This window comes from Novosphingobium sp. TCA1, from assembly GCF_009811895.1.
In the GTDB taxonomy this organism is placed as follows: domain Bacteria; phylum Pseudomonadota; class Alphaproteobacteria; order Sphingomonadales; family Sphingomonadaceae; genus Novosphingobium; species Novosphingobium panipatense_A.
In genome coordinates, this window is record NZ_BLJH01000004.1 from 16,298 (window position 1) to 32,581 (window position 16,284).

13 protein-coding genes are annotated in these 16,284 nt (G+C 64.8%); 8 read left to right on the forward strand and 5 right to left on the reverse strand.

What is annotated here, in order from left to right; all coding sequences use genetic code 11:
* The first annotated feature begins 19 nt into the window (after window positions 1-19).
* The gene (locus NTCA1_RS06780) at window positions 20-2,500 is read left to right on the forward strand and encodes a TonB-dependent siderophore receptor (protein WP_159829537.1); all 2,481 of its coding nucleotides are present in this window, start codon (window positions 20-22) and stop codon (window positions 2,498-2,500) included.
* Between the two features lie 7 nt (window positions 2,501-2,507).
* Complete coding sequence (locus NTCA1_RS06785) at window positions 2,508-3,608, forward strand: cytochrome-c peroxidase (RefSeq protein ID WP_159829539.1); 1,101 nt, start codon at window positions 2,508-2,510, stop codon at window positions 3,606-3,608.
* Here the strand turns inward: NTCA1_RS06785 and NTCA1_RS06790 are convergent.
* Window positions 3,595-3,957 (reverse strand): hypothetical protein, encoded by a 363-nt coding sequence (locus NTCA1_RS06790; protein ID WP_159829541.1) that lies wholly within the window; start codon window positions 3,955-3,957, stop codon window positions 3,595-3,597. The two genes, NTCA1_RS06785 and NTCA1_RS06790, sit on opposite strands and share 14 nt — an antisense overlap.
* 55 nt (window positions 3,958-4,012) lie before the next feature.
* Between NTCA1_RS06790 and NTCA1_RS06795 the strand changes: the two genes are divergently transcribed.
* The 3 genes from NTCA1_RS06795 (at window position 4,013) to NTCA1_RS06805 (ending at window position 8,910) form a co-directional block, all read left to right on the forward strand.
* Complete coding sequence (locus NTCA1_RS06795) at window positions 4,013-4,753, forward strand: energy transducer TonB (protein WP_159829543.1); 741 nt, start codon at window positions 4,013-4,015, stop codon at window positions 4,751-4,753.
* A gap of 182 nt (window positions 4,754-4,935) precedes the next feature.
* Window positions 4,936-7,104, forward strand: a complete 2,169-nt coding sequence (locus NTCA1_RS06800) for a TonB-dependent siderophore receptor (RefSeq protein ID WP_159829545.1) — start codon at window positions 4,936-4,938, stop codon at window positions 7,102-7,104.
* An 18-nt stretch (window positions 7,105-7,122) separates the two neighbouring features.
* Window positions 7,123-8,910 (forward strand): M14 family metallopeptidase, encoded by a 1,788-nt coding sequence (locus tag NTCA1_RS06805; RefSeq protein ID WP_159829547.1) that lies wholly within the window; start codon window positions 7,123-7,125, stop codon window positions 8,908-8,910.
* Between the two features lie 8 nt (window positions 8,911-8,918).
* Here NTCA1_RS06805 and NTCA1_RS06810 read toward each other — a convergent pair whose 3' ends face one another.
* The 3 genes from NTCA1_RS06810 to NTCA1_RS06820 form a co-directional block, all read right to left on the reverse strand.
* The gene (locus NTCA1_RS06810; protein WP_159829549.1) at window positions 8,919-10,259 is read right to left on the reverse strand and encodes an MFS transporter; all 1,341 of its coding nucleotides are present in this window, start codon (window positions 10,257-10,259) and stop codon (window positions 8,919-8,921) included.
* 147 nt (window positions 10,260-10,406) lie between these two features.
* Window positions 10,407-11,672, reverse strand: coding sequence for an RES family NAD+ phosphorylase (locus NTCA1_RS06815; RefSeq protein WP_159829551.1), 1,266 nt, complete (start codon window positions 11,670-11,672; stop codon window positions 10,407-10,409).
* 33 nt (window positions 11,673-11,705) lie between these two features.
* Entirely contained in the window at window positions 11,706-12,635 is a 930-nt protein-coding gene (locus NTCA1_RS06820) for a LysR family transcriptional regulator (RefSeq protein WP_159829553.1), read from the reverse strand.
* 120 nt (window positions 12,636-12,755) lie between these two features.
* Here NTCA1_RS06820 and bdcA point away from each other — a divergent pair, with 120 nt between their 5' ends.
* Complete coding sequence (gene bdcA / locus NTCA1_RS06825; RefSeq protein ID WP_086494012.1) at window positions 12,756-13,469, forward strand: SDR family oxidoreductase; 714 nt, start codon at window positions 12,756-12,758, stop codon at window positions 13,467-13,469.
* A gap of 57 nt (window positions 13,470-13,526) precedes the next feature.
* Here bdcA and NTCA1_RS06830 read toward each other — a convergent pair whose 3' ends face one another.
* A complete protein-coding gene (locus tag NTCA1_RS06830; protein ID WP_159829555.1) occupies window positions 13,527-14,033 on the reverse strand; it encodes a hypothetical protein in 507 nt (168 codons plus the stop codon).
* 287 nt (window positions 14,034-14,320) lie between these two features.
* Here NTCA1_RS06830 and NTCA1_RS06835 point away from each other — a divergent pair, with 287 nt between their 5' ends.
* Together NTCA1_RS06835 and pyrC are read left to right on the forward strand one after the other, a co-directional pair.
* Window positions 14,321-15,160 carry a hypothetical protein gene (locus tag NTCA1_RS06835; RefSeq protein ID WP_159829557.1) on the forward strand — a complete coding sequence of 280 codons (840 nt, stop codon included), beginning with the start codon at window positions 14,321-14,323 and terminating at the stop codon, window positions 15,158-15,160.
* Between the two features lie 77 nt (window positions 15,161-15,237).
* Window positions 15,238-16,275 carry a dihydroorotase gene (gene pyrC, locus NTCA1_RS06840; RefSeq protein ID WP_159829559.1) on the forward strand — a complete coding sequence of 346 codons (1,038 nt, stop codon included), beginning with the start codon at window positions 15,238-15,240 and terminating at the stop codon, window positions 16,273-16,275.
* The last annotated feature ends 9 nt before the right edge of the window (window positions 16,276-16,284 follow it).

The following is a 16,284-nucleotide window of genomic DNA, read 5'->3' on the forward strand; positions in this document are numbered from 1 at the left end:
AGAAAACAGGGGTCGCACAATGCAGATTACACTCGCGCGAGCGCTTTTCGCGACGGCCATGGTCGTGCCTGCCGTTCAGGCTCATGCCCAGGAGCAGCAACTCCCGGAAGTGGTCGCCGATGGAGAGCGCGCCGATGACAGCTATGTGATGGGCACGGGCGCGGATAGCGGCACCACGCGCATCACCGAAAAGGAAATCCGTGCCCGCGCGCCGGGATCGGGCGACGCCAACCAGCTGCTGAAGGCCATGCCCACCGTCCAGTTCCGCCGCCAGACCACCACGAACGAGGAGGATATCCAGGACATCAGCCCTGCCGACATCTCGATCTCCGGCGGGCGCTATTACGAGAACCTGATCACGATCGACGGCGTGGACGCCAATACCCGCGTGGACGTGGAGGGCGAGGCGCCGACTCATGCCATGGAGCTATCGGGCGCGAGCCCGCAGACGGCCTGGTTCGATACCAACCTGATAGGTGAAGTGACGCTGCGGGATTCGAACGTCTCGGCGGAGTTCGGTCGCTTCACCGGCGGTGCGCTGGATATCAAGACCCGCTCCCCGAAACGGGAGTTCGGCTTCACGACGACGGTATCCTACAGCTCCGACGCGCTGACCCATTTCAGGATGGCGAAAGGCGCGCGCGAGGCCATCGGTGAGGACGAGATGCCGAAGAAGCCGTCGTTCGAGAAATGGCGTTACGGGGCGACGGTGGACTTGCCGATCAGCCAGGATTTCGGGCTTCTGCTGGGCTACAATCGCTCGCGCGCCGATGTCGTCTATACGCGCGGCAGGGCCTATGGTTCGACCCGGTACGGCCAGTCGAGCGTCAGCGACAATTTCCTCGCCAAGGCCGAGGCGGACCTGTCGGCTGATCTGCGGCTGACCGGGCAGTTTTCCTATACGCCCTATGACAGCGAAGCCTCCAATGCCAACGGCACGCAGAACCTGATCGTCACGCATGGCGGGGGCATCAGCAGCAAGCTGGAACTGGCGAAATCGGGGACGACTAACTGGTCGATCTCCGCCGCTTTCACCCATAGCGATACGGGGCGCGATGCTCCACCGATCAATTACTCCATCCCGTCCTGGACGGAAGCGGGCAATGTCTGCTCCAGTCCCAACTGCACGATCGGCGGGTTCGGCAAGCTCGATCAGTGGCAGAACAACTACATCCTGAACGGCCGCTGGTCCGCGCCGCTGGGGCCGGGCCGACTGGCGATGGGCCTGGACTATCAGGGCATCGAGGCGATGCGCCGGCGCGCGGAGGACGGCTATGCCTACCTCCAGCCGACCGACCGCGATCTGGCGGCCACCATCGTCTGCGCCGAACCGGACGGTCTGGCCTGCATGACCGGGCAATATGCCCTGACGACCTACCAATACTACCAGGCCTACCGCGCCCGCGTGAACCTGGATAGCGTGGCGGCCTGGGCCGAGTACACGGCCGATCTCGGCGACCTGTCGCTGCGCGCGGGCCTGCGCTACGATTACGAGAGCTTCCTCGGCAATCACAACATCTCGCCGCGTCTTTCCGCCACTTACGCGCTGCCGTGGGACGGCTGGAGCGTGACGCTGGGCGCGAACCGCTATTACGGGCGCTCCATGCTGGCCTATGCCTTGCGCGAGCAATACCCGGACAACTTCACATACTCGCGCGGTGCCGCCGATCAGGGCGGCCTCTATTCCGAAGCGGACTGGGCCATGTCCCGGACCAGCCGGACTGCCACTTATTCCGACGGGAAAAAGAAGACGCCCTATTCGGACGAACTCTCCGCGGCGCTTTCTGCCGGCATCCTCGGCGGCAACTTGCGCATCAAGGGCATCTACCGCGAGGGCAAGGATGAATTCGTTCGCTCCGCCGGGGAAACCCTGACCAAGACGCTGGAGAACGGCAGGACGGTTTCCTACCTCAATTATGTCATCAACAATGACGGCTACAGCAAGTATCGCGGGCTTTCGCTGGAATGGACCCGCAGTTTCGGCAAGCACTCCTTCGCGTTCAGCACCAACTTCTCGAAGACCACGACCACCAATGACGATTACTTCGTGCCGGTGGAAGAGGTGATCGACAATCCGCTGGTCGCCTTCCAGGGCCGCGTCGTGAGCTATACCGACATCATCGCGATGACCCAGCGCGACGACATGGCGGTGCCCTTCATGGCGAACATGACCTGGACCGCGCTCTGGCTGAGCGACCGCATTACCACCAACGTCAACTTGCGCTATACCGACAAGGTCCGGCGCATCGAGGAAACCGGCGCCAGGACGACGATCGACGGCGCGACCTACGACGTCTGGGACTATGTGAACTATCCGCGTTCGCTGGATGTGAACCTCAATGCCCAGGCCGAAGTGATCCGGTCGCAATATGGCGTGCTGACCGCCGACGTGCGGGTGGCGAACCTGTTCGACCGCCTGCCTTCGCCGAACAGCACGGCTACGAGCAATCCCTATCAGTTCGGGCGCTCTTTCTGGGTCGGCCTGAACTACCGGTTCTGATCGTTAGATGTCGCGTTATCGCCTGTTGCCGCGCCTTGTTACGACCCTGGCGATCATCGCGATCGGGGGCAGTGTCGTCGGGCGCGCGCAGCAGGCAGGGGGTGGAGGCGATACGCAGGCAGGGGCACTGCGGGCGCTCTACGCGGGAGGGCCGGAATCCTGGCCGCGACCGCGGCTGGGGGAGGGGGCTCGCTTCACCGAGTTCGGCCCGCTCCCCCGGCTCCCCGAGGCGAATGCGCGGGAGAAAGCTCTGGCCGCCATCGGCAAGCGGATGTTCGATGATCCGGCGCTTTCCCGTTCCGGGCAGATCGCCTGCGCTTCATGCCACAGCCCCGAACTGGGCATGGCGGACGGGCTGCGCACGGCCTTTGGCCACGACCGGCAGCGCGGGCGGCGCAATGCGCAGTCGCTCTATACTACGGCCTGGATCACGCCGCTGTTCTGGGACGGTCGTGCCGCCAGTCTGGAAGAGCAGGCCATTCATCCCATGCTCGACGAGAAGGAAATGGCAGGCACGGCGCGGCTGGTGGAGCGGCGGCTCAATCGTGACGAAAACTATCGCAGCGCCTTCCGCGCATTGGGCCTGCATCGCCGCCTGACCCAGGGCGATGCGGCCGAGGCGATTGCCGCTTTCGAACGGACGCTGCGCCCGCCCCGCTCGCGCTGGAGCAGGGTCATGGAGCAGGGCGTCTCGGTTCTCAGTGACCAGGAACTGCAAGGCCTGCACCTCTTCCGCACCAAGGCGGGCTGTGCAGCCTGTCATAACGGTCCTTTGCTGAGTGACGGGCAGTTTCACAATATCGGCATCAGTTTCTACGGCCGGTCGCGCGAGGACCTCGGGCGCTATGAAGTGACGCATGATGCCGCTGACGTCGGCAGGTTTCGCACGCCGTCGCTGCTCGGCGTAGGCCGTACCGCGCCTTACATGCACAACGGTCTCTTCCCGACGCTGGAAAACGTCGTTGCCCTCTATAATGGCGGCGGCGGACGGGATCGGACGAAGCGACCGGGCGATGTGCCGCCGCCCGTGCCCGATCCGCTGGTGTCCAGGCTGGGCCTGACGCGCGAGGAGCAGGCGGCCTTGGCGGCGTTCCTCAGGACTCTTTGAGGCGGCGTCTAGCCAGGAGATAGACGAGGGGAGGCGGCAGGATCGCGATGGCGGCGAACCATCCGGCCGGGTCGATGAAGCCGAACAGCAGGCCGAACAGGCCGGGAATGATCGCCAGACCGTTGAGCATGGCTTGCAGGAGCGAATTCGTTCGCATCGGGCACAGCACGCGGGCTATATTGGCGATCCACAAAATCGTCAGGAGCGCGAAGAGGGAAACCAGTACCGGCTCCGGCGCATTTCCCTGGTAAAGATGCAGCCGGATCAGGTTGCTGACCCCTGCGAGGCTGAACAGCGCATAGGCACCGTTGACGGACAGGGCCAGGATTTCCGGCCAGCGCAATCTCATCCGAATTCCTTATATGCTATTGCGATACGATAGCAATAAAGCTAGGCGCGCCGCAATGGTTTCGTCTCGCTCCCTCTCTTTCCTACTGACTGGTGCGGTTCATGCGGCGGTTCTGGCGCTGGCCTGGGCGGTTTTCGATGCCGGTCGCTCGGCCGGGACGCCGGGGGCTGAGACCGTGGTGGCATTCCGCGCGGTGGATCTTTCGGCGCCACCGCAGGCACGGGAAACGCAGCCGGTTCGGGACGAGAAACGCGAACAGGTCGCGGCTTCGGCATCGGCTGCCATGGCCGCACCGGTCGTCCGGCCGCAGATGCCGCTATCCCCGGCGCCGCCAACCTTGCTGCGCCTGTCCGACAATGCCCTGCCCGTCCCGGTCACGCCTGTCGCCTTGGCGCCGGGCAGGTCGCTCTCCGAACCTGCGGCAGGCAGTGCTATCGGTGAGAGTACGCAAGACGGACACACCGCCGCTCCGCCTCGCGCCGCCTCCGCCGCTGCGACTGCCCAAGGGGAGGACGTCTACGCCCGCCGGGTCTTTGCATGGATCGCCCGCCACAAGGGCTATCCGGCCCGCCTTGCCCGCGAGGGAAAAGAAGGCACGGCGCTGGTGCGGTTGCTGATCGACGAAAGGGGCCGCCTCGAACTGGCGGAACTGGTGCGCAGCAGCGGCCATATCGCGCTGGACCGGCTGGCGTTGGAGCAGATCCGCGAGGCCATTCCCTACCCAAGGCCACCGCGGGGGGCGTCGATGGGCAAGCGCCAGTTCCTGGTGCCGATGAGCTACCGGCTGAACGGCTGATCGCCAGATATATTTCTGGTACGTTGCCCGATCTCGCGATCACATTTGCTATACCGGGAACTTGGCGATCAACTATTGTGATGTTGCAACATATCATTGACTCGCCCGAATTGCCCTGACAGAGGTCCGCCCCGTCAAGGGTAAGGGTGCCCGGACAAGTCCAGATGCTTCCGGGGGTCGCCATGCTTCATATCTTCAAGAACGGCCGGCTGTTGGCCGGAACCTTGCCTTTCGCCCTGGCAACGGCACCGTTTCCCGCGAGCGCGGAGGCACTTGGCGAAAGCGAGGAAGGCGCGGCAGAGGAGCGCGGCGAAGCGATCACCGTAACCGGGGTGCGCCAGGCCTATCGCGGCAACTTCGCGGTTTCGGAAATTCCGCAGTCGATCAGCGAGATCGATGCGAAAGTTCTCGAACAGAACGGCATTCAGCGCCTGGCCGACGCGCTGGACCTCAATGCCTCGGTCGTCCGGCAGAACACGCTGGGCGGCCTGTGGGATGCTTTCGCGATCCGTGGCTTTACGGGCGACGAGAACATGCCGAGCGGCTATCTCGTCAACGGCTTCAACGGTGGGCGCGGTTTCGGAGGGCAGCGCGATACGGCGGGGATCGAGCGGGTCGAAGTGCTGAAAGGCCCCGCGGCGGCGCTGATCGGGCGCGGTGAGCCGGGCGGCACGATCAACCTCGTCACCAAGCAGGCTGAACTCGGCCGCACTTTCGGCACGGCGGCGATCCAGTACGGCAGCTGGGACCGCGTGCGCGGCGAGGCCGACGTCAATCTGGCCGTGACCGGCGGCCTGACCGTGCGCCTGATCGGCTATGCCGAGGATGGCGATACCTTCCGCGATCACGTCCACCAGACCCGCTGGGGTTTCCTGCCTTCGATCGGTCTTGCCCTCGGGCCTGACACGCGCCTGACTTACGATCTGGAAAAGACCCGCGTCTCGGTGCCGTTCGATCGCGGCATCGTGGTGCTGGACGGCAATTTCGACACCGTGCCACGCTCGCGCTTCCTGGGCGAGCCGGGGGACGGCGATACCGTCGCCCGCGCCGAAGGGCACCAGCTGCGCCTCGACCATCAGTTCAGCGACCGCTGGAGCCTGCTGGTGGGCGGCAGCATCCGCGACACCCTGCTGACCGGATTCTCGTCCGACGCCGAGACGGTGGCCTCGCGTCAGGCGCTCTATACCGATGGCCGCTCGCTTTCGCGCCAGCGCCGTTCGCGCCGTTACGATGCGCGGCACTATGCCATCCGCGCGGAACTTGCGGGCGAGTTCGAGACCGGCGCCTTCAGGCACAGGGTGCTGATCGGCGCGGACTACGACAACTTCGACTACAAGCAGCTGTTCCTGCGCTTCCGTCCGCCTGCCCTCAGCACCAACCCCTCGGAGCAGCAGGGCTACGTCATCGATATCAACAATCCGGTCTATGGCCGCTTCCCGCTGCCGATCGGCCCGGCGATGATGGACCGTACCGACCGCCAGCGTTCCATCGGCGCCTATGTGCAGGATCAGATCGAGATCACCGACCGGCTTCAGGTGCGCATCGGCGGTCGCTTCGATCACCTGACGCTGGAAACCGACAATCGCCTGACCAGCCAGAACAGCCGCCGCACGCGCAGCCGCTTCAGCCCGCAGGCCGGCATAGTCTATGAACTGAGCGATCCGGTGACGCTCTATGCCGCCTATGGCCAGGGCTTCCGGGCCAATGTCGGCACGGATGTCAGCGGCAATATCTTCGATCCCGAGCAGAGCGAGTCCCTTGAGGCCGGCGTCAAGCTGAGCCTGCTCGGCGGGGCGATCACGGGCACCTTGTCCGCCTTCCAGCTCACCAAGAACAACGTTCTTGCCACCGATCCCGATGCGCCCGGCTTCTCGCTGGCGATCGGCAAGGCGCGCAGCCGCGGCGCCGAACTCGATCTCGCGGGGACGCTGCCCGGCCGTGTCGAGGTGCTGGTGAGCTATGCCTATGTCGATGCGGAATCGCGTTCGGAGATGGTGGACCCCAACACCTCGTTCGCGCTGCGGCCCGGCGATGCGCTGGTGAACATTCCCAAGCACAACCTCAACATGCAGGTCGCCAGGACTTTTGCATTCGGCGAGCGCGAGGCACAGATCGGTGCAGGCGTGCAATACCTGGGCAAGCGCCGGGGCGAAACCGGCAGCGATTTCATGCTGCCTGCGCACACGCTGTTCCGGGTGTTCGGCAAGGTGGACCTGATCGAGAACGTGGAACTCTTCGGATCGATCACCAATCTGTTCGACAAGCACTGGTACGCCAACAGCTATTCGCCGCTCTGGGTCACGCCGGGCGCGCCGCGCACCGGCACGATCGGCCTGCGCGCCAAGTTCTGACGATCACGGGAATTGTTCATGCTGAAATCCGGTTCGACCGCCGCCGCTCTCGCATCGGTCCTGCTTGCCAAGGCCGCCTTTGCGGCAGTGCCGCCGCCGCCTGCGGTGCTGCCGCCTGTCTTGCCTTGGTCGGGCAAGAGCGAGAAGCTGATCGCAGCGGCAGGCGATCCATGGATCACGCCCGCCGAGGCAGCCGATTTCGAGACGAGCCCGCGCTATGAGGAAGTGCGGGCCTGGCTTGATCGGCTCGACAAGGTCTCGCCGCTGGTCACGGTCGAGACTTTCGGCAAGACCGCCGAAGGCCGCGATCTGCTCATGGTGCGGGCGAGCAAGGGCGGCGCGAACAAGCCGGTGGTGCTGGTTCAGGCGGGCATCCATTCCGGCGAGATAGACGGCAAGGATGCCGGGCTCATGCTGCTGCGGGACATCGCGCTTCGCGGTAAGGACGGCCTGCTGGACAAGGTCGATTTCGTCTTCGTGCCGATACTCAACATCGATGGGCACGAGCATTCCAGCCCCTGGAACTTCCTTCACGTGCGCGGCCCCGCGTCCAGGGGAATCGAGGGCAATGCGCGCGACGTCAACCTCAACCGCGATTATTCCAAGCTGGACACGCCGGAAATCCGCGCGATGGTGGCGCTGCTGCGCCGCCTAGACCCGGTGCTCTACATCGACTGCCACGTCAGCGGCGGCTTCGACATGCAGTATGACGTGACCTACACTTACGCAGGGTGGGGCAAGTATGCGCGCCACCGCGCCACGGCGGACTGGCTGGAGCAGCGCTTCGGGCCCACCGTACAGTCAGCGCTGGAAAGTGCCGGGCACATCCCGACGATCTATCCCAGCCCCGTCGATACGCGGGCACCGGAAAAGGGTATACGCTACAGCCCGGAAGGGCCACGTTACTCGACCGGCTATGGCGATTTCATCTCCGTGCCGACGGTGCTGGTCGAGAACCACATGCTCAAGCCCTATCGCCAGCGCGTGCTGGGCACATATGTCCTGCTTGAAGCGGCGCTCAAGCTGGCCGCGCAGGATGCCGGGAAGATCGCGCAGGCCAAGGCGGCAGACCGCGCCACGCGCCCGCAAGGCCTGCTGACGCGCTGGAAGCCTGCCGAGGCACCGATCGGCTGGGTGGAAAAATTCAAGGGCGTCGCCTTCGATACCTATCGCTCCGCCGCGACCGGCCGCATGGAGCAGCGCTGGACCGGGCGGCGGGTCTCGCTGCGCATGCCGATCGTCGGGCAGGACGCGGTCGAGACGGTCGCTCTGCCCAAGGCCTGGCTGATCCCGGCCGCACAAGCCGAAGCGGTCGAGAAGCTGCGCCTGCACGGGATCGCATTCGAGACGGTTTCAGCCGCACGTACCCTGACGGTAGACGAAGTACGCCTGCACGATGTGAAGCTGGCGAAAGCGCATGACGGCCGCATCCCGCTGGAGGCCCGCTTCGAGCACGTCCGTGCGGAACGGGAGATCCCCGCGGGCACGATCCGCGTCCCTTCCGATCAGCCGCTCGGCCTGCTTGCCGCAGCCTTGCTGGAGCCCGAGAGCCAGGACAGCTTCCTCGCCTGGGGTCTGTTTCCCGAAGTCCTGTCGGCACCGGCCGGGACCGAGGATTTCGTGATCGCGCCGATCCTCGATGCCCGGCTGACCGACGACGCGGAACTGCGCGCGGAGTTCCAGGCGAAACTTGCCGCAGAACCGGAATTCGCCGCAGACCCGAAGGCGCGCATTGCCTGGCTGTCCGCTCGCTTGCCCTACCGCGATCCCTTCAGCGGCCTCTATCCGGTGAAGCGGGAACTCTGAAGCGGGCCTCAGCCTCTGTTGTGGGCGGCCTCATGAACGCCGGGAGTGCCGTCTGCAGCCGAGGTCTGCCGCAGGACGGATCGGAGCGCGCAGGCTGCCGACAGGGTCAGCGCGGGAATTGCCGTGACCGATATGGCCTTGAGCAGCGCGCCGCCCAGCATCAGGTCGGAGAGCAGGCCAGCGATCAGCGGCCCGATGGCGCAGAACACGGAAACCACGAAGCTCCATATCGCAAAACTTCGCGCGCGCAGTGACGCGGGGGTCAGGTCCTGAAGCATGGTGGGCACCAGCGCATTGGCCGTGCACGTGAGAAAGAGGAAGAGCACAACGGCGGACAGCGCGCGATCGAGCGTGGCCGAGGACATGAGCAGAAGCGTGCAGGGGATGGCCGCCGCCGCGCCCAGACCCATGATCAGTGGACGGGCGGCAAGCCCCATTCGCCGCCGGAGCAACCGGTCAAGCATCCCGGCGACCGGCAGGCAGCCGATGCTGGTGGCCAGCGTGACCAGCCCCAGCGCATGACCGATCTCGGCCAGGCCGGTGCCGAAGCGGCGTTGCAGGGCCATGGCGATCAGCGGATTGAGCGCCTGGACCGCGATCATCAGGCTTCCGGCCACGCCGACGAACAGGCCTACCGCCTGCCAGCGCTCACGCAGGAAAGCGCCCAGGGATACGTTCGTCTCGACATTCATGGCGGCGATGTGCCGCGGCGGATCGGATGCCAGAAAACCGAGGGCGAGCAGAGGCAGGCCAGCGAAGGCCAAGAGCGTCATGGCTTTCCGCCAGGGTTCGAGGGTGCCGGGAATGACGCTCTGCGCAGCAGTGACGAGGGAATCGCCGAAATAGTATCCGGCACTCGAACCTGCCGCCATCAATGCCGCGAATACGAGATTGGCGGCAACGCGATGGCGCTCCGGCGCGAGGTCCGGGATCAGCGAATAGACGATCGGGATCATTGCGAACTCGGTAACGCCCGATGCCGCACGGCCGATGAAGAACAGCGGAAAGTCCGGGGCAAGCGCGCTCAGGATCATCAGCAGGATCCAGGCCATGATGAGCCCGAGCAATACGCGCTTGCGCGAATGGCGATCGGCCAGACGCGCCACCGGCACGGCAACCGCGCTGCCTACGAGCACGCCCGCCAGCCCCTGAAGGGCGCCGACCGTTGCGTCGCTGACGGCAAAGCTGTCCTGGATCGCGGAAAGGACTATCGCCTGAAGGCCGCGGTCGCTCATCTGCACACCGGCAGTCAGGCCGAGGAAGCCGACGGTGAACAGCGCGCGGGCGGACCATTCGGAGGGCGAGGACAAGCCGCCTGCAGTCGACACCTGCGCACCTGCAACTGCCATCGCATGGCTCCTGCCTGAAGAACATCACGGCCCTGATGTTCGAACGTCCGACTTCCCCCTGAAATCGGTTGCAGCACCATTGCGGCAAGCCTTGTCTGTTGCAAGTGATTCTCACTCGCGTTGTTTTGGGTGTAAAGGGCGGCGGCGTCAGTTTGTGTCGGGGGCGTCCGCTAGAACCTCTTCGGAGGTGAATTGCGCGCCGGTGATCAGGGTCCAGCGCAGGGTTTCGGGAACTGCGATCAACCCTGCCGGTTTTTCCGCCCTGACTTGCTGCGCTGCCTGATCGAGCCAGTCCTGCCCATGCCCCGCTTCCGGTACGCGCGGTTTCGCGCCGCCGGGCATTCCGACGATCGCCGCATCGCCAAGGATGACGATGTTCCTGCCTTCGGGGCGCTGGGCGGAGCGGAATATCACCGCGTCAATGCCGCGTTTCGCACCCGCGAAGGAGATCTGGAAGCGGCGGTTCAGGAATTCCGCAACGGCCTGCGTCGGCAGGTAGTGGAGATGTTCGTCGCCGGGGAATACGGGCCGGGCGATCTCCGCCATGAAAGTCTTCATGAAATGCCACTGGCGGGCACGTGCCAGAGCGCCCGGCGCGAAGTAGTTCACGCCGCGCGGATTGTTGGCGAAACGCGTGGTGTCCAGCACGCAGATCGGGCGCGTCAGGGCGAACTGCGCGGACATGACCCGCCCGCCCACCGAGGGGCGAAGCTCCGCGATGCAGGTCGGCAGGTCGAACGCGCCGTAGAAGGCCTGAATGCCCGAGGGGTTGAGACGGCCTGCCTTGCGAAGGTGCTCCGGCGGCGGGCCGAGTTCCTGCGCGGGATTAGCCCTGATCCTTTGCGCCTCTTCCGGTGCGTTGGCGATCCGTGCGCGGTGGATGAGGGCATCGTCCATGCCCGGTTCGATCATGTAGACCGGACCCCGCCTGTCGGCGTCCCGCAACTGCTGCACACCCCGGAAGATCTCGTTGAGGACTTGCTCGGCATCCGGGTTGAAGAAGCGGCTTGTGAACATCAGGCTGCGCTGGAACGCCTGCCAGTTGGGAAGATGCTCGCCCGAGCTGTCTGGCTGGAGGGCGTAAAGCCGGTCTGCACCGTAGAAGGCCTCACGGTCATTTGCGCTTTCAAGAGCACCGGCCAATGCCTCGATGATCCTGTCATCTTCGGCTTGCGTCAGATCGCCCAGGACAGGGGCGAGAGGGCTTCCGTCATCCAGTGAACGGGTGTCGTCATGGCTCGCCACTCGGTAGAGGCCCCGCAAGACGGGATCGACGATTTGCGCGACGGCACCGATCGGCACGCCCTTCTTTGAAGGATGGAACCGGCACGGCCCCGTGGAGGCCGCCCGCCGGATCGAGACGATCTTCCTCTTGAGGCCATTGTTCGCGAAACAGTCGGGGCAGACGTTCAAGTTCGGGCCTTCCGGTCGTGTGATCGCACGTAATTAGACCGCATCGCCGCGCGCCGGAAGTGCGGGGCGGTTTTCCCAATAGGGTGGATCCCCGAAGCTCCTGCGCAGGCTGTCAGCGAGGGCGCGGATCTTGGTGGCGGCGCCGTGATCGCGGGGATAGGCCAGGAACAGTTCGGCGCCTTCCGCCTCCAGGCCGATGTCCACTTCCACCAGCGATCCCTCGGTGAGCGCCTCATGCACGAAGAAACTGGGCAGCATGGCGATACCGAGGCCCGCCGCCACGGCATCGCGCATTACCAGGCCGTTGTTGACCCGCAGCGCCGCCTTGGGGCGGATCACGGACCAGCCGGTCGGCGTGACGAAGCGCCAGTCCCCGGTACGGTTCGCGTAGAGAATGCCCTTGTGCCCTTCCAACTGTGCCAGCGAGGAGGGCGTGCCCATCCGCGCCAGATAGTCCGGCGAAGCGACGAGCAGGCGCCTGCTCCTGGCCAGTTGGCGGGCGATGAGGCGCCCGTCGCCGATCGAACCATGGCGCAAGACCGCATCGAAACCGCCGGTTGCGGCATCGACGAAGCGATCGTCCAGTTCCAGCGAGACTTCGATCTGCGGGTAGTCGCGCAGGAACGTCGCAAGCGCCGGGCCAAGGTGCAGGATGCCGAAGCCGACCGGGGCGGAAAGGCGCAGCGGCCCCGCCAGCTTGCCGCTCTGCGCCGCCAGTTCGGCGGAGGCTTCCTCCGTTTCGCGCAGGATGCGTTGGGCGCGCGGCAGGAAAGTCTCGCCGCTGTTGGTGAGGGAGAGCTTGCGGGTCGAACGCTGGATCAGGGTTGCGCCCAGAGCGCGTTCCAACTCGGCAAGCCGCTCGCTCACGACCGACTTGGCAAGGCCGAGCCGCCGCGCGGCGGCGCTGATCGAGCCCGCGTCCACCGTGGCGGCGAAAGCGACGATCCCGTCGAGTTTGATCATCGTTCGGATATCCCGTCATCAAGGTTCAGAACAAGCCGGCTAGTCCGAACGATGCCTGCACGGCATCTTCAAGTCCAGAGGGCACGATGCGGCCCGATCCGATAGAACAGGAGACACATCATGAATGACTTCTCTGGCAAGAATATTCTGGTCCTTGGCGGCAGCCGCGGCATCGGCGCCGCGATCGTCCGTCGCTTTGCGTCCGAGGGCGCAAACCTGGCCTTTACCTTCGCCGGATCGCGCGAGAGCGCCGGCGCGCTGGCGACGGAAACCGGCGCGGAAGCGATCCAGGCCGACAGTGCCGACCGCGATGCGCTGACCGCCACCGTCGCGGCGCGGGGCAAGCTCGATATCCTCGTGATCAACGCCGGTACGCTTGTGCTGGGCGATCCGCTGACGCTGGATCCCGATCAGGTGGACCGCATGATCGACGTCAATGTCCGCGCGCCTTATCACGCCGCCGTCGAAGCCGCGCGGCAGATGAACGATAACGGCCGGATCATCGTGATCGGCTCGGTGAACGCCGATCGCATGCCTTTCGCGGGCGGTGCCGCCTATGCGCTCACCAAGGCGGCCATGCAGGGCATGGTGCGCGGACTGGCCCGCGACTTCGGCGACCGGGGCATTACCGTCAACAGCATACAGCCGGGGCCGACCGACAGCGACATGAACCCCGCCGAAGGGCCGATGGCGGCGACGATGCACAGTTTCATGGCCATCAAGCGCCATGCCAGAGCCGAGGAGATCGCGGAATATGCCGCCTATATCGCCGGGCCTCATGCGGGCATGATCACCGGTTCGATGCAGACGATCGACGGCGGTTTCGGCGCCTGAACGCGAAAGCGGCGCAGTTCTTCGTGAACTGCGCCGCTTTCGTCATTTTCAGCTCTGTCAGGCGATCAGCCAGGTGCCGTCCGGCTCCTTGTGGACCACGGTGTTCCAGAGATAGCTCTCGCCGCTGTCATCGGCGGAAAAGAGGATGTCGAACGAGAATTCGTTGGCCGCCACGCGCTTCCAGTTCTGGATCCGGGTGACGGAAATGCAGCCGGACATGTCGTGATGGCGCATGCGCTTGCCGGGAGACATCGCCCCGGCCCAGCCGTTGAACATGGCGGTGCCGCGCGATCCGACGAATTTCTGCACCAGCCCCTGCGTGGCCCGGTCGTCCTGCACGCACATCAGCGTGATCATATACGGACGCAGCGTCGCGGCTGCGGCGGCGACGTCCGATTTCAGGGCGGTCGGCGCGGAGGCCAGCGCCTTTTCCACGCCCTGAACCTGGGCCTGGTCGGGCTGCGCCAATGCAGCGCCGCCGGCGGCATGGGCCTGAGCGGAAAGGCCCGCCAGGGCGACTGCCGCTGCGATCGACTTCGAAAGAAGGGATCGGCTTCGTATCATTCTCGTAACCTCATCACGGTGCTGCGCCATCGGGACAGCAAACTTTTCCTGTAAACGATACGCCTCGCATCGCCTTGCCGATCGCGCATTATTTTCTTTGATTTCAACGCCAAGGGCTTGCTGCGATCAATTGTGCATCAATTGGGTCGTTCCGACGCAGACATCTACCGGCAATATGTTCTCGCCTCGCGTTTTCTCGTTAAAATATCTTCTCTCACAATGGGTTAGCTAACGTTTTTGGCCTGCCGACCCTCATATCCCACCAAATCGAAGTACAGGTTATCACGATGAAGTCTGATTTTCGGCTCCCCGATCCGGGCCAACTCCTTCCGAACCGGGCGATCGCGGTAAGGCGGCATGGATTTGCCGATCGTTTCCGCATGCTGTTTATCAGCGTGGTCCTGGGGCTGGTGTCGATCGGCACGGCCGTCGTCGTATGGCCCGGACTCTATGCGGACTACCGCATCAAGCAGGCGCCGGTGGAAGTTCCCGAAGCATCGCTCGTCAGCGCCGAGTGCAAGACGAAGAAAATGAGTGTGAATTGCGAGGCAGGCATCGCCTATCCGCGTGATGGCGAAACGAAGATCCGCACCGTGGACTTCTCGTTCTTCGGCCTCGACAAAGGGGACTACGAAACGACGGTGGTCGCAGAACGAGGCAACCCCGACAACATCACCCTGTCGCTGGCGATCGATAAATTCTGGAACCGTTTCATCGGCTCGCTGGCGATCGTCGTTCTGCTCGGCTGGGTTTCGATCCTGATGGGCAGGCGGTTCATCCACCTTTCCGCGACGCTGAAGGCGTTCCGCGAACCCGCCGTGCTTCAGCCGGTCTGGGCGCGTATCACGATGCGCAGCAAGAAGCTCGGCGGGAACCGCATCGTCTATTTCCCGGTGACCGGCCTGCGCAAGGGGATGGGCATCACCACGATCTTCAAGAAGTCCGAAACCCCCTGGATGCACTACGATCCGGTGCAGGACGAGACTTTCGTGCTGGCCGCCGCGCATCCCCGGGCCAGGCTGCCGATCATGCTGGACGAAAATTTCGACCGGCTCGTCCTCAGCGATGAGGAGACGCACGCGGCCAAGGCCGTCCGCAACGAACTCGCCGCCCGAATGGACGGCTGAGGGCGGTTTCCCGGCGGGGCGGCGGGTGCGAAAGTGGACGCTCGACGGCTCGCTCCAAGGCGGCTAGAGCGGCGGGCATGACAGCACAGATCACGATCCGCCGCCCTGACGACTGGCATTTGCATTTGCGCGACGGCGACATGCTGAAAGCGGTCGTCGGTTATACCGCCCGTCAGTTCGCGCGCGCCATCGTCATGCCGAACCTGACGCCGCCGGTCGTCACCGTCGCGGCGGCGGAAGCATACCGGGACCGGATCTCGGCAGCCCTGCCGACCGGCGCCGATTTCACGCCGCTGATGACATGCTACCTCACCGACGGCGCCGATCCCGCAGAAATCGAGCGCGGCTACGAACAGGGCGTGTTCGCGGCCTGCAAGCTCTATCCCGCGCATGCGACGACGAACTCCGCGCACGGCGTCACCGATATCCGCAAGCTTACCGGCTTGCTGGAAACCATGCAGCGAATCGGCATGCCGCTGCTGATCCACGGCGAAGTGACCGACCGCGATGTCGACATCTTCGACCGCGAGGCCGTGTTCATCGAGCGCATCCTGAACCCGCTGGTTCGCGATTTCCCGGCGCTCAAGATCGTGCTCGAACATATCACCACCGCCGATGCCGCCGAATTCGTCGCGGATAGCGGCCCTCAGATCGGCGCGACGATCACGCCGCAGCACCTGATCATCAACCGCAATGCGATCTTCGACGGCGGCATCCGCCCGCATGCCTATTGCCTGCCCGTCGCCAAGCGCGAGCGGCATCGCCTTGCCGTCCGCAAGGCGGCCGTCTCGGGCTCGCCCAAGTTCTTCCTCGGCACCGACAGCGCGCCGCATGAAGTGGGCCGCAAGGAGTCTTCCTGCGGCTGCGCGGGAATCTTCAATGCCCCTTACGCCCTGGAAAGCTATGCCCAGGTCTTCGATGAGGAAGGCGTCCTGGACCGGCTGGAAGGCTTTGCGTCCGAACACGGCCCCCGGTTCTACGGCCTGCCCCTGAACGAGGGCACGGTCACCCTGAAGCGCGAAGACGTGCAGGTGCCGGAAGTGATCACCGACGGAGCGATCAATATCGTGCCGTTCCACGCCGGAGAAACGATCCGCTGGCGACTGGCGGATTGAAAATCGATC